Below are 22,571 nucleotides of genomic sequence, written 5' to 3'. Positions count from 1 at the left end.
ACGGCAGTATGATATTCCATAACAGTCCTATTCAATCTGTAGCAACAGGCGCCATTTTAGTATGAAGTGCATACAATTATATATCCCACTATGTAAAGACTGGCCTTTCGCAGGTCAGTCTTTTTTGTGCTGTAATTCAAACCGGGATTCATTTTGGGAGTTACACTGGAAATGGGCAAGCGGGAGAGGTGGAAAATAATTAATCGGCTTATAAAAAACTTCATTATTAAATACATTTTTACCAATAAACACAAAATATTCTTATGCTTCTGTCCGATATGTTAGTTAGGACGGGAGACTCTGGCGATCATTACAGACTGATTACATTTTCATTAATATTGGCGCATAACTATACAAATTATCGCAGCTATAACCATTTTTGTTGGCTTTGCCGAAAAAGTAATATAGTTATTTAGCTAAATTTCAAAAGAATAGATATCAAGGAGGCACTATGAATTCATCCACAGACACAACCGCAAAAATCCATGCTGATCCCTATGAGAAGCTGGCATCCAAGCTCCTTTTGTATACATTACTCGGTATTTTAATATCGTGTGTTCCGATCTTTATCGGCATCTACGTGACCGGACTGGCGTCATTAGGCATTCTGGTCGGCTTGCTGGCGATTGTTGCCGTAATGTGTCCGACGCTTGTATTGCTGTATCGGAAACTTCATCATTTATCAGTTGGGAAATATTGGATTTCCGGTTTTTCATTTATTGTTATTTTCAGTATTCTATGGGTTATTCCATCGGAAGTAGGCTGGGCAGCGATCTATATCTATATTGCGCTATCTCTGCTGTATCTGGATCGCAAGACGAGTATATTGAGCATTATTTATGCGATTGTAATCGAGATTATTCATGTCATTTTTAATCCGTTTATCAGTTCTTCTTTGCCGATGGATCTGGTTGTTATGTTCGCTGTTACTCTCATGGTGGGTGCAGTAGTGGTATCGATCTGCATCGTCGGGGAGAAAATGACCAACCATCTGGAAGAACAGCGTGGTCAACTCGATGAGCTGCTGCAGGAGATCGAGCAGTCTGCCGAGAAGTTGACCGCATTTGGTACCCAGCTGCAGCGCAATGTGCAAGATACGGATCGGATCGGCCGCGAGCTGACGTCCGGATTTGGCGAGATTGCCAGCGGTATCGAGTCTCAGGCAGGCAGCATTGGAGAGATCAACACCTCCATTCAGCAGTCGGAGAGCTTTATTGACCGGATTGGGCAGACAGCTGGAGATATGACCGAGCTGGCGGAACGTGCGGCTTCCCTGACCCGTACCGGTAGTGATCAGGTGGAGAATCTGCGCGGCAGTGTAGCTGAAGTCGGCAGCGTGATCGACAACACGTACAGTGCAATGGGCACACTGCGGACGTATGCGGAAGAGATCTCCAATGTACTGCAATCGATTGAGAATATCGCCAGACAGACCAATATGCTGTCCTTTAACGCTGGTATCGAAGCCGCCCGCGCCGGTGAACATGGCAGAGGATTCGCTGTGGTCGCCGAAGAGATTCGCAAGCTGGCGAGTGACTCGCAGCAGGCGACTGTAGACATTACCGATATTCTAACCCGGATTCATCAGCAGACCGAGATTGTATCCGGCGGTATCGGCCAGGGCAAAGACGCCATCGGCAGCATTCGTGTAGCTGCCGAACAGACCGAGAAGCTGTTCAGCAGCATTCTCGATGAGACTATTGTGGTCTCCAGACGTTCCGTGGATATCGGCTCATCGATCAAGGAACTGATCGAAGCTACCCGCCATTCCGTGATGGAAATGGGTACAATCTCGGCTGTGACCGAGCAGTCCAGTGCAGCGGCAAGACAGATTTCGTCCAGCCTGGAGCAGCAAACCGGACGTGTCACCACGATTGCGAGCAGCTTCAGTGAGCTGCAGCGCCTGATTGATGCGCTCAATGCTTCACTGGAAAGAACGGTACAGATGGAACAGCATATGACGATTGTGGCAGACGAAGAATAATTGCCGACGGATTGGGTATCCATTCTTATAATCACCAGTCTCTTACGCATATCTGCCATCTTGTAAAACAGAGAAGTATGGAAAAAGGAAAATATTCGACAGATTTAGATGAATTTTGGATCTCTATCTGCAAAGTGAAGAAATAACAGAAGCACAAATCTCTCATAAAAAGGCAAAGATCATTGGATTTCCAGATGATTTTTGCCTTTTACTTTTTTGGAATTTTATTTTCCAATTTTGGGCCTTTTGTCCAGTTTCTTAACTGGAGGATTGACTAAATATCAATCATGGATGAAGATGAATATACATCCACTCAATACCATTATATGGTTATTATTTACATATGATGGTTCCTCGATATGATGGTTTTGCCAAAGTAGAACGCTTGTCTGAACTGATTCTCTGCCGTATGGTCAACCAATCCAAAGGAGGAATTAGCATGCAGCAATCCGGTGTTTCTGTAGAGCAAATCATTGCCATGATCAGCGAAGTAAAGGAAGATCCTGCCTGTCTGACCCGTCTCAACAGCGATTCCGATATTATTCATGATGCCGGTCTCGACTCTCTCCAGCTTATCCATTTCATCTTGCGTGTAGAAGAGAATTTTGATGTCGAAATTGATTTTGAAGAATTTGATATGGACCATCTCGGTTCCATCGCCATGTTCTGTGATTTTGTAAATAAGGCCCAGTCGGATGAAACGGTCCATCCGATGGAAGCGTAACCCTACATAGCTGTAGGGATGGGGATACAGCAACAGCTGATATCATAAGCAAAAGTTAAACCGCTATTACTTTAAGGCGAATGTCCGAATTCAAGACGAGCGTCCGAAATTTATTTTGTATACGCTATCTTCTGTAGAATTTGACCTGTGTACGTTAAAGAAGAATAAAACTGTCTCTTGGCATCTGGCACCTGGTAACAACGAATCCCGTGGAAGAGGTGTTTTCCGTGCAACCAAGAAGTGAAGTGACGATTGACCGCGAAGCCTTTAAGCTAATCAAGCGAACCGTTCGTAATGCTGCCGTATCCTACCGTAACAAGGCCAAGGACCCTACCTACAAGATGCCTATTCCCCAGTCACTCGGCATCAAGCTGACCAACCGCTGCAACCTTCGATGTACGCACTGTTTCCAGTGGAATGAAGATGGCTACCATCACAATATGGAGAAAGCCGAGCAGAATATGGATCTTGATCCGGCGATTTTCAAGCAGCTGCTCGATGATACGAAAAGTGTCAAATCACGCCTTTACTTATGGGGCGGGGAGCCGATGTTCCACCGCCAATTCAGCGAGATTCTCGGACATATACAAAATGATCGGCGTGAAATGACCATCTGTACCAACGGTTTGCTCATCAGCAAGCATCTGGATCAGATTCTCGATCTGTCCGAGAATCTGGAACTGCTGATTGCGGTCGAAGGATTCGAGCGGGAGCATGATTTGATCCGCGGCAAGGGAACGTTCCAGAAGACGATGAAGGAAATCGACCAGCTGGTGGAACTGCGCGACCAGGGCATCTACAAAGGCCGTATCTCGGTCCACGCCGTAATCAACGATAATATGATCGGCCGTATGGCAGAGCTGCTGGAATTTTTTGAATCGAAAAAGCTGGATCTCGTGATGCTTTGCTTCCCTTGGTACATTTCCCGCGAAACGTCTGTCAAAATGGATCATTACTTTGCCGAGAACTTCAGCTGGCTGCGTCAGCTCGATGAACGTCATATCAGCAGCTGGCATGCGTTTAAATACAAAATCAATCCGGACAAAATGGAAGCGCTGATGGATGATCTGCATCAGATCAATGAACGCGTCTGGAAAATCCGTGTTCGCTACCAGCCCGGACTGGATTATGATGAGATCGACAAGTTTATCCATGGTGAAGAGATGACCAGTCGTTGTTCCAACAACTGTCTGGCGCTTACTTCCCGGACCGATATTATTCCGGATGGCAGCGTGATGCCTTGCAAATTTTTCGCCGAATTTACCGCCGGCAATCTCAAGGAGAAGAGCCTCAAGGAAATATGGGATTCCGAAGAATATGAACAGATCCGCAAAACGATCAACGAAGGCGGTCTGACGCCGGCCTGCTCCAAATGCAGTGTGCTCTACCTTCATGGTGCGGGTGCCTTGCAGTCGCTCAATTATATCTGACCGGACAGGAGGCAAGAACATGAGCGTAAGTGATAAAACGATTCTGCCCCTGCTCAGCGAAGTGCATAATATGCAGCCGGAGCATCTGAAGCTGATGCTCGGCTCCGAACCGTCTGAGGCAGGAGCAGCGACTACAGCCGGCATACTGACACGAGCAGATGATCATTTTGTAATCAATCACTGTTATTATGGCGCCAAACAGGCGATGCTCAAACAGCGTAATATCCATATGGACGAGACGGATATATATTTTCTCAGTAACGGCATTTCCTTTCGCTATAAAGGGGATATTCATACCTTCGGTCTGCGTCCGATCCGTGAAATGCTGACGGAATGGATCTCGCATACCGGGATTGAACTGATCTGTATCAATACGGAGTCGGCGCAGCAGGATCAGGCGGATATCCTGCAGGAATGGCACCGTGTATTAAGCCTTGGCAATACCGTGCTGCTGCATGTGAAGACCGAGAATCTGGTCTATAACCCGCTGTATACCGATAATCCGGGCAAAACGCATATGGTGCAGCTGTATGGACTGCATCCACAGGAGAATCTCGCTTATGTAGGTGATCATTTCCTGCTCGATTCATCCGGCGCGGTACTGGGCTACAGCGGTTCGACGAGTCTGTCGAAATTGCTGGAAGGTACCGTCGAATATGCCTATATGAGTAATGAAAAAAAAATAACGATGGAGGAGCAGCAGATTCTATCGATCTGTGCGGCTCATCTGGCGGAATTCCTGAACGGTCAGAATGATGGATCGCAGGGAGCATGGGGAATCGCTGCCTACCGGAGACTGATTGTGGATATGGAAGAGGTCGCTTTGCTGCAGGGTGAAGCGTTTACCGAAGCCTGTGATACGATCTATTATCACCTGCGAATCGAGAGTCTGAGTCATATGATGCGCTATACGGATCAATTTATCGGCAAATATCAGCATCTGCTGGGCGATCAAGGACCACTGCTGCAACAGGAGATTACTGCACTCAATCAGGATACCAAGCGTCATCTGCTGCAATTGTACAAAATGGGTCTGCAAAACAGTTCGCACCGGATGGCCGCCTATATTCAGCGCAGTACGGAGCTGATGGACCGGATCGCTCTGCATCTTTCCAGGCTGCAGCAGGCCGCATTCAGCGTTACCGTCTGATTACTGTCCAATATCATTATCATGTTATTCATACAGCCTGCTCCCGTAATTACACCTTCTGCCGCATTCAGCGTCACCGGTGGCCGGAAGCAGGCTGTCTATTCCAAGTGACCGGAAAGGAAGGGATAAGGATGCCGGAACAGAGATCAGCTGCCTCGGGATCACCTGTACTGCATATGGGCACCTTCGAAGCGGAGCTGCACTGGCGGGAGCATAATCTGGCAATTTTGCCGGCGCTGCCCGACAGGGAAGCGGAGAAAATTGTCACAGCGATGGATGAGCTGCTCTTCAGCTTTTGCAAGCTGGGAGATCTGCTGTTGACCCGTTATGCAATGGACTCGGCCCAGCGTGATTATACACGCCGGCTTGGCTTTGATTTTCAGAGCAATACGACGAATCTGCAGCCTGATGAGACGGTAATACGTACGCCGATTGCTGCCGCTGCGGGTGCTGCGCAGACGATCCGTCCGCAGCAAAGTGCCAGGGAGATATCCCACCCGGTATCGGTCTTCCAGCTGCTCTACGAACATGGCAGTGAACTGGCAGATCAGCTGCCGCTGAATGACGCACAACTCTCACCATTTGCCTGGGTGCCGTATATCCGGGAAGCCAGCCGCCGGTTTGGCATTGACAGCCAGCATCCGCCGCTGGAAATTGTCCGTAAAGTCAATACCAAACGCTATTCCGCCGAAGTCAAACAGCGGCTCGGTCTGGCGAATCCGGGCATTTACGTGACGAGTACCGATCAGCTGGAAGCAGTCGGACGGGAGCTGCTGGAACAGGGTACCTTTATGATCAAGGACAATTATGGCGTATCGGGCAAAGGCAATATTCATATCGAGTCTCCGGCAATGCTGGCACGTATCGCAGGCAGCATCCGCAAGCAGGAAGGCAAGGGGCGTAATGTGGAGTTTGTACTGGAGCGCTATCTGGCGAAGGAGCGCGATTTCTCCTGCCAGTTTCATATTACCGAGCAGGGGGATATCGAGATTCTGTCGGTGCAGTGGCTGGCCAATTCACAGTTTGCCTACCGGGAATCGCTGTCGCCGGATGCGGATTTTATGGATCTGCTGGAACGGCATCAGTACTTTGAGACGATGGAACAGATCAGCCGGGAACTGTATCAGGACGGCTACTACGGACATGTATGTATCGACTCCATGCTGCTGCAGGATGGCTCTCTCGAGCCGATGGTAGAGATCAATGCCCGCAAGTCCATGAGTCTGATCAAAAATAGTGTCGACCAGTATTTGCGCCAGCATGGACTGCAGGGCAATATGACCAACTACACCGTCTCTCATGACGGATCATTGTCCCATGAGCAGCTGCTGGACGAGCTGCAGCGCAGTCATCTGCTGTTCTACCCGGAAAAGGGACAGGGCATCCTGCCGCTGACCTCGGCCGCTCTATCGGTCAACCAGCCACCGGAACCTGATGGCAAAAAGCACAAAGGCCGTCTCTATCTGTCTGTCGTCACCGCTCAGCAGGACACCAAGCAGCAGCTGCTGCATGATCTGGAACAGCTGCTGACCGAGAAAGGTCTGCAGATTCTGAATTAGATCGCCGGCAGTACGAGTACTGCGGTGCTTCCGATATAAATTTTGGGATCGGCAAAAGATCTTGTCAATTACTTCATTTTATTTAAATATTTCATCGAACAGCCTGACCGTATAGATGTGATCGGAATTTCAATGCAAAGGATGATTCCTATGACAGTAACCATTTTATGCTCGGGCTTCGGGCTGGGCTTCTATACTCCCGGATTGCTTGTGGAGGCAGGATTCAGACGCCGGGGCATTCCGGCAGAAGTGCTTGTTTTTGAAAATGTAATGAACAGCGATCAGCGGGACAAGGTCGACAACAGCCGCAGAGCCTATCATGAGGACTTCTCGGTGGCTCTGATGTCACAGCGAATTCCTCAGGATATACGCAAAAGTATGGATGAACAGCAGATGGAGCATCTGCTGCACAGCTGGGAGGCGGAGGGGAGGCAGCATTTTATATGCCTGTCCGGACACTGGATCTACCTGCTGGATATGTACAGGGAACGTGTCGGAGCAGATCGGTTGCAGGTCGATCTGCTGTATCTGGACGTATCCGACTCGCCCTCATGGCGAAATGTCAAAAAGCGCCTCGGCCAGCTGCATGACAGCTACCGGAAAGTCTGGCTGTTCGGCGAACCACAGCAGCCGATGCAGACGTATATCGATATTACAGACTCCGATCCGGTCGTGCCGTATGAACAGCGGGAACGCAGGCTGCTCGTACATGGCGGAGGTTGGGGAATGGGTACATACCGGGAGCATCTGGATCATCTGGAACAGACGGGATATGCGCTCGATATCGTGCTGTACGAAGGCGATGAACCTGGCAATAGTGACCGGGGGCAACGGTATTACCGGATGGACCCGCAGTGGCGCACCTGGAACCGGGATAAGCAGGGCAGACATACCTTTCCGCCTTTTGCCGAGTGTACGTCCGGTGAACCGGTAACGTACCGGATTCATGACGATTATCATCTGCTCTGTGAAGTGGAGCGCCGCGTGCTGGCGATTGTGAGCAAGCCGGGCGGCGGGACGCTCGCGGATTCATTTGCTTCCGGGACACCGGTTATCTTTTTGGACCCGTTCGGAGAGCATGAACGTCATAATGCGGAACAGTGGGAGCAGTATGGCTACGGGATGACCTACCAGCGCTGGATGAGTGAATATGGCGGCGATCATCGGATTCTGGAGCAGCTGCATCAGCGCCTGCGGCGTGACCGCAGTCGGCTGCCTGGTTATGTGGATCAATATATCGAATGCTGTACACTCGAGCCCGCCGGGATAAGGGGGACATTATGATCGACAATCATAATGTGATTCAGCTGCCGGTACGTACCGATGAGTATCTGATGTCCCTTTATTCCCGGCAACAGCAGGAATCATCGGTTCGTCTGGGCATTCTGGGCTGTTCGGGCATCGTCCCGCGCGCAGTGCTGGAGCCGGCTGCCCATGTCTCTGCCATCGAGATCGCCGGAGCCGCCAACCGCACCTATGACAAGGCCCGGCAGATGGCAGATCAGTATGGCATCCCGGCTGTGTACGACAGCCTTGACGAACTGCTGGAGGATGAGCAGCTGGATGCGGTCTATATCGGTCTCAGCAACCGGCTGCACGCCCCCTGGATCAAGCGTGCGCTTGCTGCCGGCAAGCATGTGCTGGTAGAGAAGCCGCTCTGTTTGGACCCCAGTGAACTGGATAATCTGGAAGAAACATCCGTCCGGTATGGCGTTCATCTGACCGAGGGAGTCATGACCGCCCATCATCCATGGCAGACAGAGCTGCGTCACTTGATACAATCCGGCGCCTATGGAGCGCTGCAGCGTATCCGGACACGCATTACCATTCCTGCCCGGGATGGCCATGCCGGTAATTACCGCAGCCAGCCGGAGCAGGGAGGTGGCTGCTTCTGGGATCTGGGCTGCTACTGGCTGCAATTTCTGCAGGCGATCACCGGTACCGGGGGAGCATCGTTCGATGGAAGATCGGATTTTCAGGGTCCCCATGGCTGTGACTGGACGTTTGAAGCCGAGGCAAAGCTGCCGACTGGTGTTATCGCCGAGGCTTTATTTTCCTTTGAACAGCCTTATGCATCCAGACATATTTTATACTTTGAACATGCCATCCTGACGATCAATGATTTCTTCCGCTGCAATCTGGGATTCTACCGATTGAAGTTTAAGGTGGCCATGCTCGAGAACGGCGTCGAGACAGGGGAAGTGCGTCAGCATGTATTTGAACCTGTCAATTATTACGTCAATCAGCTGCGCTTTTTCAGTGATGTGGTTCGTGGTCATCAGCCCAATCTTCCATTCACCGACTCCGCAGAACGGATCAGACTGCTGTCGAGCATCTATTCCTCTGCCCGCAGCCGGATCATGATGCCAAAGTTGTAGCCGTTCGATATTTTTTCACAAAAACCGCCTGCCGGCTTTCCAAATAGGAAGCCGGCAGGCGGTTTTGCAAATGAAAAGGCAAATATCAGTTATAGGGTCCAAGCTCCTGCCAGTTCAGCATAACGAGGGGCTTTGGTCCGAGCGCTTCGGCCGCACAGATCGCCAGCTGGTAGTTGGCATCGATCATGATTTTGCGGAAATAACAGATCTGACCGGCATGATCTTCCCAGCTGCCGGAGGAATCCTCTTCCGGCCGTGGGGGACATAATTTTGCCGTTCCATTGTCGGCAATCGTGATCGCAAATGAATCGAGCGGTACAGATAGCCCTTTGCCTATATATTTAATGTAGCTTTCTTTCAATGTCCACAACGTGTAAAATAGTTGGAGCTGTTGCTGTGGGGGAGCCTTCATCAGCTGTGTGTACTCGGATGCGGTAAAAAAGCGCTCGGCGATCGCAAAATCAATCGGACGCACCTGTTCAATATCGATGCCGACCGGGACGGTACCATCCGCACATACAATCCAGTCGCCGGCATGTGAAATATTAAAATAAATATCCGGATATTCTTCCAGATAAGGCTTACCATAAGCATTTTTGGCAATAGATACGGATCCGGCGGACAGATGGTAACGTTCGCGCAAAATATGCAGCAGCAGGGCTTCGCCAATCAGGCTGCGCTGGGCATCCTGCTGTCTGTGGAACTTGAGGGAAGCTTGCTTTCTCTCCTCGGATACGGCTTCACGCAGACGTTCCATGCCATCTTCTGGAATTAAGTCGGGCACATATACACCAGTAACAGTAATCAATAGGAGATCCTCGCTTTCGGTCAAGCTATTACATATTTCGGTCTGCAGGCCCAATGGAGCTTCATCATGATGGAATACCCTGCTGTAGAATACGCATAACCATATATTGACGAATAATCCAGTCAGCGTCAATATACGCAAAATACACCCTGGAGGCCAGCAAGCCCAAAGCAGTGCTTACATACATCTATTTTAATTAAAAATTAAATGTATTAAGATGAGAATGATTGCGATAAAGTAACCTGCCCGTTTAGGAAAAAGCAGCGAAAGCGATTATGATAGAAACAGTTGATATGCATAGATGATTCAGGAATAAGGAGGAAATACCTTGTCAGAGATCAAACATTTACCTTATCAGAGTGAAGAAAATTATTTTGTACAGTTGATTCCCGATGTGCAGTTCACCCGATTCCCGAATGGTTCATCCCTCAAAATGAACATTCTGCGGCCGGTATCCCATATCCCTCTGCCGCTGATCGTATGGGTAGTAGGAGGTTCATGGGTAGACGTAGACAATTACAAGCATGTGCCTGTATTATCCGAACTGGCTGCACAGGGTTATGTTATTGCCTGCATACAGTACCGGACAGTCAACCGGGCACCTTTCCCGGCACAGCTGGAAGATGTAAAAACCGCAATCCGCTTCCTGCGCACTCATGCGGAAGAGTATGGTATTGACGCAGAGCACATTGGCATATGGGGGCACTCGGCCGGCGGTCATCTGGCCGCACTGGCCGGCGTTACCGGCAGCCAGCCGGAATGGGATAAAAATGGAGACTGGCAGGGCGTATCCAGTCAGGTGACTGCTGTGGTTGACTTTTGCGGACCAATCGATGTGCAGGCGGATTTCCAGACCGAGTATGAACTGCCGGTCATTTCTCTGCTGATGGGGGGACCGATCCGGCATAAGGCCGATAATGCGGCACAATCCAATCCCGTGACCCATATTCAGGCGGGAGATGCCGCAGGACTGCCGCCATTTCTGATCATGCACGGCGATCAGGACGAGATGGTCCCGCTGCGGCAGAGTCGTTTCCTGTATGATGCTTTGCTGGAAGCGGGTGCAGAGGCGGACATGTATGTACTGGAAGGTGCACGTCATTCCTCGACGGTTCTGATGGCGCGTCAGGATGTTATGGAGGCGGTCAGCCGATTTTTTGCGGTGCATCTCCGAGGCTCTTGAGTAAGATTACACAAACATGTTCCAAATGACGATATAAGACCATGACATATGAAAGATTGAGAGGGATCATTAATTGGATAATCACGAATATGACGTTCTCCAAAATTTAATTGAAGAAAATGGAGTCTACCGTCCTCTGTTTGAACATCATCCCGATGCTATCTATGTAATGGATCTGGACGGTAATTATATCTATACTAATCCTGCAGTTTTGCGCATAAGCGGATATTCTCTGGAAGAGCTGCGCTATATTGATAAAAGGCTGATTTTCGGAGAAGCGAGGCTTCATTTTCGTTCACCGTATTTTCAACAGGTACTAAAAGGCGGGTCTGTTCAGTATGAGACCGAAATTTATCATAAAGAAGGACATGTGATTATCCTGGATATTACCTATGCCCCGGTATTCAAAGAAGATCGGGTCATCGGCATATTTGGTGCTGCCAAAGATATTACGTCCCGCAAGCAGGCTGCCGAGCAGCTCAAGGCGAGTGAAGAACGTCTCGCGTTGGCTCAGGATATTGCAGGCTTCGGCTGCTGGGATTGGAATCTGGATACACAGCAGCTTACCTGTACGGACAAGTTTTTTGAAATTCTGCGTTTGAATCATCATTCGCCGCAGCTGATGTATCGGCGCTTTCTGGCCAATGTGCATGCGGAAGACCGCAGCCAAGTGAGTAAAGCTTTTCGGCAGGCGATGGAGGAAGGGCAGATTCATATGGAATGCCGACTGACGGGGCAGCACCATGAAGTCCGGAATGTGTCAATTCGCGGTCGCCGGGTACCTTCGATATCCGGCGATTCGCAGCGTATGCTTGGCACCATTCAGGATATTACCGAACAGCGTCTGATGGAAAATCTAATCCGCGAGAGCGAACGGCAGTACCGGATGTTGTCCGATACGACGATGGATCTGATCTCCACCCATACGGCAGATGAGCAGCTAAACTTTTTGTTCGCTTCCCCTTCCCTGAAAAAATTGCTCGGGTACGAGGTGGAGGAGTTGCTCGGCACAAGTGCCAGTAGCTATTATCATCCGGAAGATTACGAAGTGGTGCAGATCTACCTGCAGGCCATTCTGTATTCACAGGAGCAGCATACGGTAACGTTCCGTTTCCGTCACAAAGAGGGACACTATGTGTGGCTGGAGACAAGCGGTACCTACACCCCTAGCAGAATGGACGGGATCAGCGGCACAGTGGTAGCCGTCTCCAGAGATGTATCGGACCGCAAGTTTGCAGAGCAGCAATTGCTGGAGAGTGAACAGCGGTATAAATCACTGGTGGAGTATAATCCATCCGGTGTCTACTCCTTTGATCTGGAAGGACAGTTGTTCAATCTGAATCCGGTTGCCGAGATTCAGAGCGGTTATACGGCAGCCAGGCTGCCACATATCCATTTTACCGAGCTGATCGATGGAAACAATCAGGCTGCAGCACGGGAACATTTTAACAAGGCGCGTATGGGCATGCCGCAAAATTATGACACGACCCTCGTGCATTTCTCCGGCAACCGGATGGAAGTGAACTTTACCAATGTACCGATTATTGTCGGCGGTGAAGTGACTGGTGTATTCGGCATTGCGACCGATGTAACGGAGAACAAGCGGTATCTGGAACAGATCCAGAATATTAGTAAGGAATATAATCTGATCCTGAGCTCTGTATCAGAAGGTATCTTTGGTGTCGATACACAGGGAAGAGGAATTTTTATCAATGCTGCAGCAGCGAGAATGCTGCAGCTTCCAAGAGAACAATTTATCGGTGTGCCGGTACAGCAATCGCTCGTACAGGCCCGTGCAGACGGCGAAGCTTACGCCTCTGACCGGAATCCGGTAGGGATGACGATGAGTGATGGGATCTCCCGCCGTGTCACAGAAGATGTCTTTTTCCGGCGGGACGGTTCGAGTTTCTTTGTCTCCTATCAGACCAATGCGCTGTATGACCGTGAGCAGATTATTGGGGTAGTTGTTGTATTCAGTGACCGTACGAATGAAAAAGCTATTATGGAAGCCAAGGAGTCCGCTGAACGGGCAGCTTATGCCAAATCGCAGTTTATCTCCATGATCAGCCATGAGCTGCGCACACCGATGAATGCCATTATTGGTATGTCCGAGCTGGTACAGGATTCGCCGCTGAGTGAAGAGCAGCGGTTCTATATGGATATTATTCGCCAGAACAGCGAAGAACTGATGAGAATGATGGATGACGTGACCGATGTGCACCGTTTGGAGAACGGCAATATCAGGCTGGAAGAGCGAACTTTCAATCTGCATGAACTGGTGGAATCGGTTTATGACTTCTTTTTGCCGGTAGCGCAGGAGAAGCATCTGGTACTGGAGAAGCATATCGATCAGGAAGTACCGCGTCAGGCCCGTGGAGATATGGTCCGCATCAAACAGGTACTTGTGAATATTATCGGCAATGCGCTCAAATTTACTGATCGGGGAACGGTGGAGATTGTGGTCGGAGTTTCCCATATTTCCAGAGAGCATGGCATGCTGATCAATTTCCGGATTATTGATACCGGTATTGGCATTCCGGCAGACCGTCTGGGCGATCTGTTCCAGTCCTTCTCCCAGGTACATCAGGTAATGAATCGGCAGTATGGCGGTACAGGACTCGGCTTGTTTATCAGCAAAAATCTGATTGAACTGATGAATGGCTCTATCGGGGTGGAGAGCAGGGAGCATGTCGGCTCTACATTCTACTTTACTCTTCCGCTCAAACTGGTCGAAGACGGAGAATAACCGGATAGGAAGCTACAATGACAGCTGGGCTTCTGACAGCTGGGCTAAATGAAACGGATCTGCGTAAAAGCATAATCACTGCCCACCGCCGAGAGATACAGTGATGAAGCTGCCGATACGATATACAACAGAAGCAGACAATACCAAAAGGCGCTTATGCAGATCATCTGTGATCTGCATAAGCGCCTTTTGGCATATAATCTGCTGCCAATAGCAGCAGATAGATTATCATCGACCTCACTACTGGCGAGAATACAGGTTCAAACAGCGATCAGGCCCGCGTAGCGTACATGATGGCGATCGTCTGGGGCCCGCAGTGACTGGAAATGACACAGCCTGCTTCGGTAATCATGACCTGACGTGCATTGGTCTGTTCCTGCAGTACCGCCTGCATGGTCTTGGCTTCTTCCTCAGCAAAGGAATGAACGACAAAAATCACTTCTTCATCCAGCCGGTCTGCATTGGCTAGCGTATTACGCAGCAGCTGTTCGACCGCCTTTTCCCGCTTGCCGCGCACTTTGTATGCCGGCACCAGCGTTCCCTGCGGTGTCACTTCGATCACCGGCCGGATTTTGAGCAGGCTGCCAATGAGGTTCTGCATACCGGAGCAGCGTCCGCCCTTGTATAGATATTCCAGCGAATCGATAGCAAACTCGGTCTCGATGCGTCCCCGTACCTCGGTCAATAACGTGATGATTTCGTACACGGATGCACCCGATGCAGCAGCGTGAACACCTTTCATAACGAGCAGGCCGATCGAACTCGACAGATTCAGTGAATCCAGCACAGTGACCCGGCCTTCGTCAAATTCGTCAGCAGCAATACACGCATTGGCATACGTCGACGATAGGGCAGAAGAGAGGCTGATATAGATAATATCCTGTCCCGTTTCGATGACAGGTGTAAAAGCATGTATAAAATCAGCTGGTGAAGGAGCGGACGTCTTTGGCAGCTGTCCCTGCTGCTGAACGCGTTGATACAACTCAGCAGGCTTGATATCCACGCCATCACGGTACACCTGATCACCGAAAGTGACATAGAGCGGCACAATGACCACCTGATGTTCCTCCAGCCAGGAGGCTGGCAGATCGCAGGTACTGTCTGTAAAAATACGAATGGAATTCATAACATTCTCCTGTCTTCACGGTTCATAGGCATATTAAAATGCACTGTGAGTTATCACAGCTCGGGCTATTATACCATGACTTGCAGTTTGTCAACATATGCAGCATGATTCGGGCAGACCACTGTTGGAACAGGCATTCATGATTTCTTCACAAAATAATGATCTGTGATAGGCTATAATAACACAGATTGTGTTTATTACAGGATAAAATCGGAAATGATCTGACAGGAGGCTTAATATGCAGCGTACGTATATTATTACAGGTTCTATTCTGGGCATGATTGGTGTAGGAATTGGCGCTTTTGGTTCTCACATCCTGGAGCCCATTATCGGAGCGAGAATAGAGACATTCCGTACCGGAGTCGAATATCATTTTGTCCATGCGATTGCAATATTGATTACCGCACTGCTCGCCGGATCATTCGGTGAGTCGGCGCTGCTGCGCTGGGCGGCGCGACTGTTCACTGCCGGCGTGATTTTGTTCTCGGGCAGTCTCTATGTACTGTGTATCACTGGTGTCAAAGTACTCGGAGCCGTTACACCGCTGGGCGGTTTGTGCTTTATCGCAGGCTGGATTCTACTTGCTGTCGCCGGTGCCAGATACGGCAAAAAAGCAGCCTGATTTCTGTCGGCTGCCGATAGCAGCAGCCAAGGTACAGTTGAACACAGCAGCAAGACGTACAGCATGTTGCACATTTGTACAGCTATACGGGTTTTTGCTCCGGGCACGTCCATTCTTTCACAAATATGCAATGCCTCTTAGGAAAACCAAAAAGCGCCTGACGGCTCTCTGCCGCAGGCGCTTTTTGGTTTTTCATCCGTTCACTTTGCCGGTCTATACATGCTGGAAATCATCAATTTCATTAAGCTTGAAAGTGTATACCTGCTTCTCATCCACATGGTATACGCTGATAGTCTGATCTTCATTATCAAACTTCAGGATGCGGCAGGGGATGGAGAAGCGTTCTCCCCGGCGGTTAATCGTCAGCCGGATCAGCTGATTACCCTGAATATATAGAGACAGCCAGCTGGTCATGTCATTCTCAATTTTTTGCTGAAGAGCGGCAGCTGATTCGGCGTCGGAGCGTTGGACTGGTTTGGCAGGAGCTTCCTGCTTCCGCAAAGCTGTTCTCGCCTGTGCTTTTTGTGCTATGGCAACATTAACAGGAGTGCTCTGTCTGCCCGGGATTTGCGCAGCGGCTTCAATTTTTTGTCCCAATTTGATGCCGGAGACAATTCGGAAGTCTGCCAGTTCCTCCTGATTATTAAGGATTTCCAGCAGCTTTTGAAGAGCAACCGCATTGCTTGGTCCGGTAATCATGAGGTCGACATTAAATATAAACTCGGTGTCATCATTAGTCTGCTGTTTCGTCATATTTCTCCCATCTCGCTTACTTTATCAGATTGGTATCGTCATTCCAGAATAAACTATATCATTTTAAATGAAACATTAATAGGTCTTTAGAGTTAGTTCTTAGGACTGGATGTGTTCAGTTATCATTCTGGATATGCGATCAGTTGTCTGTCATCTACTCACTGTATTTATCGGTTAAGTGTCGAAAAATGTTAGATAAATCACAGGTGTGACAACAAAAATGCCGAGGTCCGACGGACCCCGGCAATAACGCATGGAATGATAAAGTTTTTCCTTGATTCAATTCATAAAGTTCGTTTAACAACTTGTTTTAGTCTTGAAAAAGCTTCGGCAAGTTTTCAGTATAGGAAGGGTATACCAGACCTTTTTCTGTAATAATGGCAGTGACATATTCACTTGGCGTTACATCAAATGCAGGATTGAATACTTTGATATCTTCCGGAGCGGTACGTTTGCCGAATCCTTGGGTAACTTCTTCGGCCGAACGTTCTTCAATCGGAATCTCGGCTCCTGTGGATGTAGACAGATCAATTGTCGACAGCGGGCAGGCTACATAAAAAGGAATATTATGCGCTTTGGCGAGTACCGCCACGCTGTAAGTACCGATTTTGTTGGCAACATCACCGTTGGCTGCAACACGGTCTGCGCCGACGATAACCGCCTGAATCCAGCCTTTGGACATGACCATGCCTGCCATATTGTCGCACAGCAGCGTCACGTCAATACCTGCCTGCTGAAGCTCAAATGCCGTCAACCTTGCACCCTGCAGTACAGGACGGGTCTCATCGGCATACACTTTCAGCTGAATGCCCTGTTCATGAGCCAGATACATCGGCGCCAGTGCGGTACCGTATTTGGCAGTCGCCAGTCCACCGGCGTTGCAGTGGGTCAGTACACCCATGCCATCCTCGAACAGCGGCAGGGCATGCACTCCGATCATACGGCAGACTTCTTCGTCTTCTTCATGAATGGCGATGGCTTCGGCGAGCAGTCCGGCATGGCGGGACTCGGTTGTTCCTTCCTGCTCGGCGAGCTGGTGGGCACGCTTGTTCATGCGATCCAATGCCCAGAACAGATTGACGGCGGTTGGACGGGACTCTGCCAGATAAGCCGCAGTTTTGAGTACATGCTTGAGCCAGGCATCCGCGTCTTCACCTTTGTATTCCCAGGCGCCCAGTACAACCCCATAAGCGGCGGAAATGCCGATCGCCGGTGCTCCGCGTACTTTCATGGAACGAATCCCTTCAAACACCTGCTCCGCAGTGAACAGCTCCAGCATCACAATCTCGTCCGGAAGCAGACGCTGATCCAGCATCAGCAGTTTGTCATCCGCCCAGCGAAGGGACAGCAGCGGTTCAAATGGAGCTTTGACCGGAACATCATTGGATAGAATCTGATTATTCATAATAGAGAATCACTCCCTTGGATAATTAAAAACATTAGAATATAGGATATCGGAAAAGTAGGCTTTTGCACAGTCTTTTTTCTGCTATATTCCATTATAAAACAGAAGCTGCGCCTGCGTTTAAACGATCTTCATCAGTACCCTGTTTCCGGTACCGATTGTTTCGTCCAATGCTCGCACGGGTAAGATGTATGCAGATGAGCCTGACATGTTTATCGATTTCACCAAATTCATAAAAGTGAGGGATAATGATTATGTCTAACATTACAAACGAAAACTCTACTCAAACCAAACGCATTGAAGAACTGTTGAATCTGCAGGTGGCTAACCTGAATGTACTATATGTGAAAATCCACAACTTCCACTGGTATGTCAAAGGCGAGAACTTCTACACGCTGCATATCAAGTTCGAAGAATTGTATAACGAAGTGACCCTGAAAATGGACGAAATCGCTGAGCGTCTGCTGACACTCAAAGGTTCCCCGGCTGCTACAATGAAAGAGTATCTGGAACTGTCCAGTATCCAGGAAGCGAACGGCAGCGAAGATGCACGCACGATGGTACAAACAATCATTGAAGACTTTGCTACTGTATGTGAGCAGTTCCAGGAAACAATCGAACTGGCTGACGAGTCCGGTGACCAACCGACAGCAGATATGCTGATCGCGTTCAAAGCGGATCTGGAGAAACACATGTGGATGCTGCGCTCTTTCTTGGGCTGAGTTCTCTTATAACTAATCATTCAATCAAGATGATTGAAACAAACCGTAATCTGTCCTATGACAGGTTGCGGTTTTATTTATGGAAATTGTATACATCGTTATTATATAATAAATAAATATTATTAAATACATAAAAGTAAAAATATGGTATTATTTAATAGGGAAAGCTTTTGTATCAAAGAAAGGAGGTAAATAAGGACCAAAGGATAAAGTCAAAAGAAAAATGTAAGCGTAATCATTTGGCGGAAGATTTTTTTTGTCTGACAATAGTACAAAGGAGAAATGAAAATGAGAGTAAAGGGCTGGTTAAAAAGCATGTCGTTTATACTCCTCTTACCTTTGTTCTTCAGTGTTATGTTACCTTTTGGAGCTGCAAGCGTCAAAGCCTCGATCTCCCCTCAGACCGAACCACCACCGGAAGATTTGCACCATAACTGGGTTGAATACCTTAATCTCAGAGGTGGCGAACAGGATACATCTGCACAATGGTCAACGAATAACCAGGCAGATGTATCTTTCTCGTTTGTCATGCAAGGGCAGGGTGAATTGACTGTTTCTTATGAAGTTTATGGTTACTATAAACAATGGGTTCCCATGCATTCTGTAACCTTTACAAAATCCGGTAAGTATGATTATAAGATGGGCTATTATCCCAGGTTTCCGGAAGATGTGAGCGACTATCGTGTTACCTACCGACTCAAGGAAACGGATGGACCGGTTAGAGTGTATGGTAATACGACGTTTGATTATTATGACCGTTGGATTCCAACAGGCGGTGGCTGGTAATCGATATTGCCTGTTTGGAATTCCCCGGTCTGCACATGAATTGCTGCTGATCTTTGGGCTGGGGTCAGATCATTGGCTGCCGGAACATACTATACTGTAGATAGGCTGTAAATTATTCTCCAGTGCATACTACATCCAAGCCACTGTTTGCATAAACTGCAAATAGTGGCTTTCATTTGTAACGGAATACAGTCATTTGCCTTTATTTCTTTTATAATAAAGAAAGATAGGGTGATGGAAAGCTATAGGTGACAGGAGGCTTGCAAAAGATGTATCTGGATAAAGGACGTTTTGTTGTAGAGGACCAAGACATTTCTGCAATCTATTGTTACCGGGATCGGGATGGTATTTCTTTTGAAGATGGATTTCGATTCGAAATGCAGATGCAGGATATTGTTATCTATCCAGGCAGCATACATGCTGTCGAACTTCCTGTCGCATTGATTTTCTCTGCGGATGAAAGAATCGAAGAACTGATTCGGGCTGCCATTTACCAAAGTATTGGATTTATAGAGGAGGAGACTATTTGATGAACAAAAAGGTGATTGCCCTCAAGGAATGGGCATCCGCTATTCGAGCACTGGAGGAAGGCAGACAGATTCTATTGATGCGTAAAGGCGGCATTGTGGAAGAAACACGCCATTTTGAGTTGAAAGAAAATGCTTTTTATCTGTATCCGACCTATGAGCATCAGCGTCGTGAACTGCTCAAACCGGAATATCAGCATCTGGTCGACGAGTCAATGGCAGACTGGTCGCCGGAGCAGAATACTGCGACCATACGCCTGTATGCCGAAGTGACGGATGATCTGGAAATCTATGATCAGGAGCAGTTAAACCGGCTGCGGGACACGCATATCTGGACCGATACTTTTGCCGAAGAACGCCTGCGCTGGAAAAAGAAAAACCCGCTTCATCTGCTAATCCTGCGGGTATATATAATTGAACGACCGGTGGACATCCCAATAGAGGAGCAGTATAACGGCTGCAAATCGTGGATATCCATACCAAGTGGTTCGGTGACGAGCGAATTGACGCCGGTGCTGGACGCTGCGGAGTTTGAGAGAATGCGATCTGTTGTATTGCAATCGCTGCAGGAACAGAACATTCCAACACATAAAGCTTGACTGAGGCGATCGGTCAGGCTTTTTATTATGGGTTGGGGTGGTGCGGGGGAAAGAAGGGTTGAGGGGGCAGGGGCGGCTGCGGGAAGGGATCGTCCGGCTGTCCTCCGGTTAAGAATGGATATTCTGAAATGGGTACAGCGGGAATATCCATTCTTAAATGTCGGCCTGCCGGACAATTCCCTTCCCTCCGCTCCGTGCTCCCTCAAACAACTTTCCCCCGCACAGGGGATGGGGCAATTTGGAAGGGCTTAAAGATTTAAAGGCTTGTAAAGAATAATTGGTTTGAAAGATTTAATCATTTTAATTGTTATGTGATGAAGAGAAGCGTTGTGAATGATCATAAGGAAAGATTTTTTATTTAAATGAATGTTTCTGAATCACAGTGTCACCTTCAAATGATCGGAACGATGAAGGGAAGACTGTGCTCAATAAATATGAATACTTGAGAGCTTGTCTTGCAGATTTGCAAATTTTTTTACTATAAAAAAGTAAAATGACCAATCTGCACCTAGCGGAGCAATTGGAATCGGACTTCAGCAGCGGAGCGGCCTCATTTAAGAATTGGATATCTTCCGCGGTAGCGGAAATTCAGGATATCCGATTCTTAACGGAGGGCAGAAGACCGATCCAATTGTGCAGCGAGGTTCCCCGGGAGCGTTGTAGTTTTTCCAACACATGCAGCAACAAGTCATCGCACACTTTTCCCCATATAATACCTCATGCTGCTCTGGCATGTTCCTGATATTCACGTTAAGATAAGGTGAAAGATATCTGTAGTTCATTGCGGCTATATTGAAATTATTATAAAATACTTGAGAATCGTTGAGAATCAGTTTAGAATAGTTCTAAGAAAGATTTATTCTTAGACTTTATCTAAAATGGATGAAATGCTGGGCATTTGATATGCGTGGTTCTGTAGAAAAGGATTTTTGCACAGCAAAAGATCTGGCTATCGAACAATGAGGGGTTTTTCCCTGTTATGATAAATGTGTGCAGATCGGGTTGCAAATCAGCCTGATGTCCGCAGGAAAAGTCAATCATATGCAGCTTGTTGACCATCATGCCGGGAAGAGGAGAGCCGCTGGAGAAGAAGGCAACTTACAATGTTGTTGCTTATATTTTTTTGCGGTCAACATCGCTTTACTGGTATGATTTAACAAGTGAACATGGTATTACGATCATTTTATGAAGCATGCCGATAGACGATACATCAAAATTGATCTATTTGGCTGCTTACTTACTTATTTGGAGGGACGACTATTATGGCAACAAATTTCGTCATTGAAGGTCTGAAAGCAACAATCGAGAACAAGGAAATCCTTAAAGGTGTTAACCTGTCGATGAAAGGCGGAGAAATCCACGCGATCATGGGACCTAACGGTACCGGTAAAAGTACGCTGGCTTCCGCACTGATGGGACATCCCAAATATGAAGTGACCGAAGGTACTGTAACACTTGACGGTGAAGATGTACTGGAGATGGAAGTGGACGAGCGCGCACGCGCAGGTCTGTTCCTGGCTATGCAATATCCAAGTGAAATTACGGGTGTAACTAACTCCGACTTCCTGCGCAGTGCAATCAACGCACGCCGTGAAGAAGGTAAAGAAATTTCCCTGATCAAATTCATCCGCCAGATGGAAGGCAGCATGAAAGAGCTGGAAATGAACCCTGAGTTTGCTCACCGTTACCTGAACGAAGGTTTCTCCGGTGGTGAGAAAAAACGTAACGAAATTCTGCAAATGATGATGCTTGATCCAAAACTCGTTATTCTTGATGAAATTGACTCCGGTCTGGATATCGATGCTCTGCGCATCGTAGCAGACGGTGTAAATAAAATGCGCAATGAAGATCGTGGTTTCCTGATCATTACTCACTACCAGCGTCTCCTGAACTACATCACGCCTGACTATGTACACGTTATGATGCAGGGCCGTATTGTGAAATCCGGCGGTCCGGAACTGGCAGCCCGTCTGGAAGCAGAAGGCTATGACTGGGTGAAAGAAGAACTCGGCATCACTGACGAAACTGTAGGTCAAGAAGCGTAAATTACTGTACGGAAGGAGGAGCTA

Annotated in this window: 19 protein-coding genes; 15 read left to right on the top strand and 4 right to left on the bottom strand. The window is 48.3% G+C overall.

Translation table 11 applies throughout. The annotated features are described in order from the left end of the window. The first annotated feature begins 451 nt into the window (after nt 1-451). The 7 genes from M1D61_RS15370 (at nt 452) to M1D61_RS15340 (ending at nt 9,225) form a co-directional block, all read left to right on the top strand. Nucleotides 452-1,984: a methyl-accepting chemotaxis protein gene (locus tag M1D61_RS15370; RefSeq protein WP_458119539.1), complete on the top strand. Its 1,533-nt coding sequence runs from the start codon at nt 452-454 to the stop codon at nt 1,982-1,984. A 439-nt stretch (nt 1,985-2,423) separates the two neighbouring features. Continuing rightward, nucleotides 2,424-2,708 carry an acyl carrier protein gene (locus M1D61_RS15365; protein ID WP_046215677.1) on the top strand — a complete coding sequence of 95 codons (285 nt, stop codon included), beginning with the start codon at nt 2,424-2,426 and terminating at the stop codon, nt 2,706-2,708. Nucleotides 2,709-2,935: 227 nt separating this feature from the next. Then, the gene (locus M1D61_RS15360; protein ID WP_458119538.1) at nt 2,936-4,138 is read left to right on the top strand and encodes a radical SAM protein; all 1,203 of its coding nucleotides are present in this window, start codon (nt 2,936-2,938) and stop codon (nt 4,136-4,138) included. 19 nt (nt 4,139-4,157) lie between these two features. Next, a complete protein-coding gene (locus M1D61_RS15355; protein ID WP_458119537.1) occupies nt 4,158-5,288 on the top strand; it encodes a BtrH N-terminal domain-containing protein in 1,131 nt (376 codons plus the stop codon). A gap of 131 nt (nt 5,289-5,419) precedes the next feature. Next, nucleotides 5,420-6,847, top strand: a complete 1,428-nt coding sequence (locus M1D61_RS15350) for a hypothetical protein (protein WP_458119536.1) — start codon at nt 5,420-5,422, stop codon at nt 6,845-6,847. 150 nt (nt 6,848-6,997) lie between these two features. Beyond that, nucleotides 6,998-8,131 (top strand): UDP-glucuronosyltransferase, encoded by a 1,134-nt coding sequence (locus tag M1D61_RS15345; RefSeq protein ID WP_458119534.1) that lies wholly within the window; start codon nt 6,998-7,000, stop codon nt 8,129-8,131. Beyond that, nucleotides 8,128-9,225 (top strand): Gfo/Idh/MocA family protein, encoded by a 1,098-nt coding sequence (locus M1D61_RS15340; RefSeq protein WP_458119532.1) that lies wholly within the window; start codon nt 8,128-8,130, stop codon nt 9,223-9,225. The genes M1D61_RS15345 and M1D61_RS15340 overlap by 4 nt, the downstream gene beginning before the upstream one ends. 85 nt (nt 9,226-9,310) lie before the next feature. On the opposite strand, the gene M1D61_RS15335 is transcribed toward M1D61_RS15340, so the two are convergent. Then, nucleotides 9,311-10,033 (bottom strand): 4'-phosphopantetheinyl transferase family protein, encoded by a 723-nt coding sequence (locus M1D61_RS15335; RefSeq protein ID WP_458119531.1) that lies wholly within the window; start codon nt 10,031-10,033, stop codon nt 9,311-9,313. A gap of 328 nt (nt 10,034-10,361) precedes the next feature. On the opposite strand from M1D61_RS15335, the gene M1D61_RS15330 reads away from it, so the two are divergent. Then, the gene (locus M1D61_RS15330; RefSeq protein ID WP_458119530.1) at nt 10,362-11,216 is read left to right on the top strand and encodes an alpha/beta hydrolase fold domain-containing protein; all 855 of its coding nucleotides are present in this window, start codon (nt 10,362-10,364) and stop codon (nt 11,214-11,216) included. 73 nt (nt 11,217-11,289) lie between these two features. After that, entirely contained in the window at nt 11,290-13,962 is a 2,673-nt protein-coding gene (locus tag M1D61_RS15325; protein ID WP_458119529.1) for a PAS domain S-box protein, read from the top strand. 271 nt (nt 13,963-14,233) lie between these two features. Here M1D61_RS15325 and M1D61_RS15320 read toward each other — a convergent pair whose 3' ends face one another. Next, nucleotides 14,234-15,088, bottom strand: a complete 855-nt coding sequence (locus M1D61_RS15320; RefSeq protein WP_458119528.1) for a DegV family protein — start codon at nt 15,086-15,088, stop codon at nt 14,234-14,236. A gap of 238 nt (nt 15,089-15,326) precedes the next feature. Here M1D61_RS15320 and M1D61_RS15315 point away from each other — a divergent pair, with 238 nt between their 5' ends. Further along, nucleotides 15,327-15,710 carry a DUF423 domain-containing protein gene (locus tag M1D61_RS15315; RefSeq protein ID WP_458119527.1) on the top strand — a complete coding sequence of 128 codons (384 nt, stop codon included), beginning with the start codon at nt 15,327-15,329 and terminating at the stop codon, nt 15,708-15,710. Nucleotides 15,711-15,923: 213 nt separating this feature from the next. Here the strand turns inward: M1D61_RS15315 and M1D61_RS15310 are convergent, their stop codons facing one another. Next, nucleotides 15,924-16,463, bottom strand: a complete 540-nt coding sequence (locus M1D61_RS15310) for a hypothetical protein (RefSeq protein WP_458119525.1) — start codon at nt 16,461-16,463, stop codon at nt 15,924-15,926. Between the two features lie 310 nt (nt 16,464-16,773). After that, nucleotides 16,774-17,868, bottom strand: coding sequence for an S-methyl-5-thioribose-1-phosphate isomerase (mtnA, locus tag M1D61_RS15305; protein ID WP_458119524.1), 1,095 nt, complete (start codon nt 17,866-17,868; stop codon nt 16,774-16,776). Between the two features lie 254 nt (nt 17,869-18,122). Here mtnA and M1D61_RS15300 point away from each other — a divergent pair, with 254 nt between their 5' ends. The 5 genes from M1D61_RS15300 to sufC all read left to right on the top strand — a co-directional run bounded on the left by M1D61_RS15300 (nt 18,123) and on the right by sufC (nt 22,547). Then, nucleotides 18,123-18,590: a Dps family protein gene (locus M1D61_RS15300; RefSeq protein WP_046215541.1), complete on the top strand. Its 468-nt coding sequence runs from the start codon at nt 18,123-18,125 to the stop codon at nt 18,588-18,590. 288 nt (nt 18,591-18,878) lie between these two features. After that, nucleotides 18,879-19,376 carry a hypothetical protein gene (locus M1D61_RS15295; RefSeq protein ID WP_458119522.1) on the top strand — a complete coding sequence of 166 codons (498 nt, stop codon included), beginning with the start codon at nt 18,879-18,881 and terminating at the stop codon, nt 19,374-19,376. Between the two features lie 269 nt (nt 19,377-19,645). Then, the gene (locus tag M1D61_RS15290) at nt 19,646-19,906 is read left to right on the top strand and encodes a hypothetical protein (RefSeq protein ID WP_458119520.1); all 261 of its coding nucleotides are present in this window, start codon (nt 19,646-19,648) and stop codon (nt 19,904-19,906) included. Beyond that, the gene (locus tag M1D61_RS15285; RefSeq protein WP_458122522.1) at nt 19,906-20,502 is read left to right on the top strand and encodes a DUF1802 family protein; all 597 of its coding nucleotides are present in this window, start codon (nt 19,906-19,908) and stop codon (nt 20,500-20,502) included. The genes M1D61_RS15290 and M1D61_RS15285 overlap by 1 nt, the downstream gene beginning before the upstream one ends. A 1,262-nt stretch (nt 20,503-21,764) precedes the next feature. Beyond that, complete coding sequence (gene sufC, locus M1D61_RS15280) at nt 21,765-22,547, top strand: Fe-S cluster assembly ATPase SufC (protein ID WP_458119519.1); 783 nt, start codon at nt 21,765-21,767, stop codon at nt 22,545-22,547. The last annotated feature ends 24 nt before the right edge of the window (nt 22,548-22,571 follow it).

It is taken from the genome of Paenibacillus sp. Z6-24 (assembly GCF_054161335.1).
Note: the sequence above shows the minus strand (reverse complement) of the source record. Positions and strands in the feature narration are given on the sequence as shown.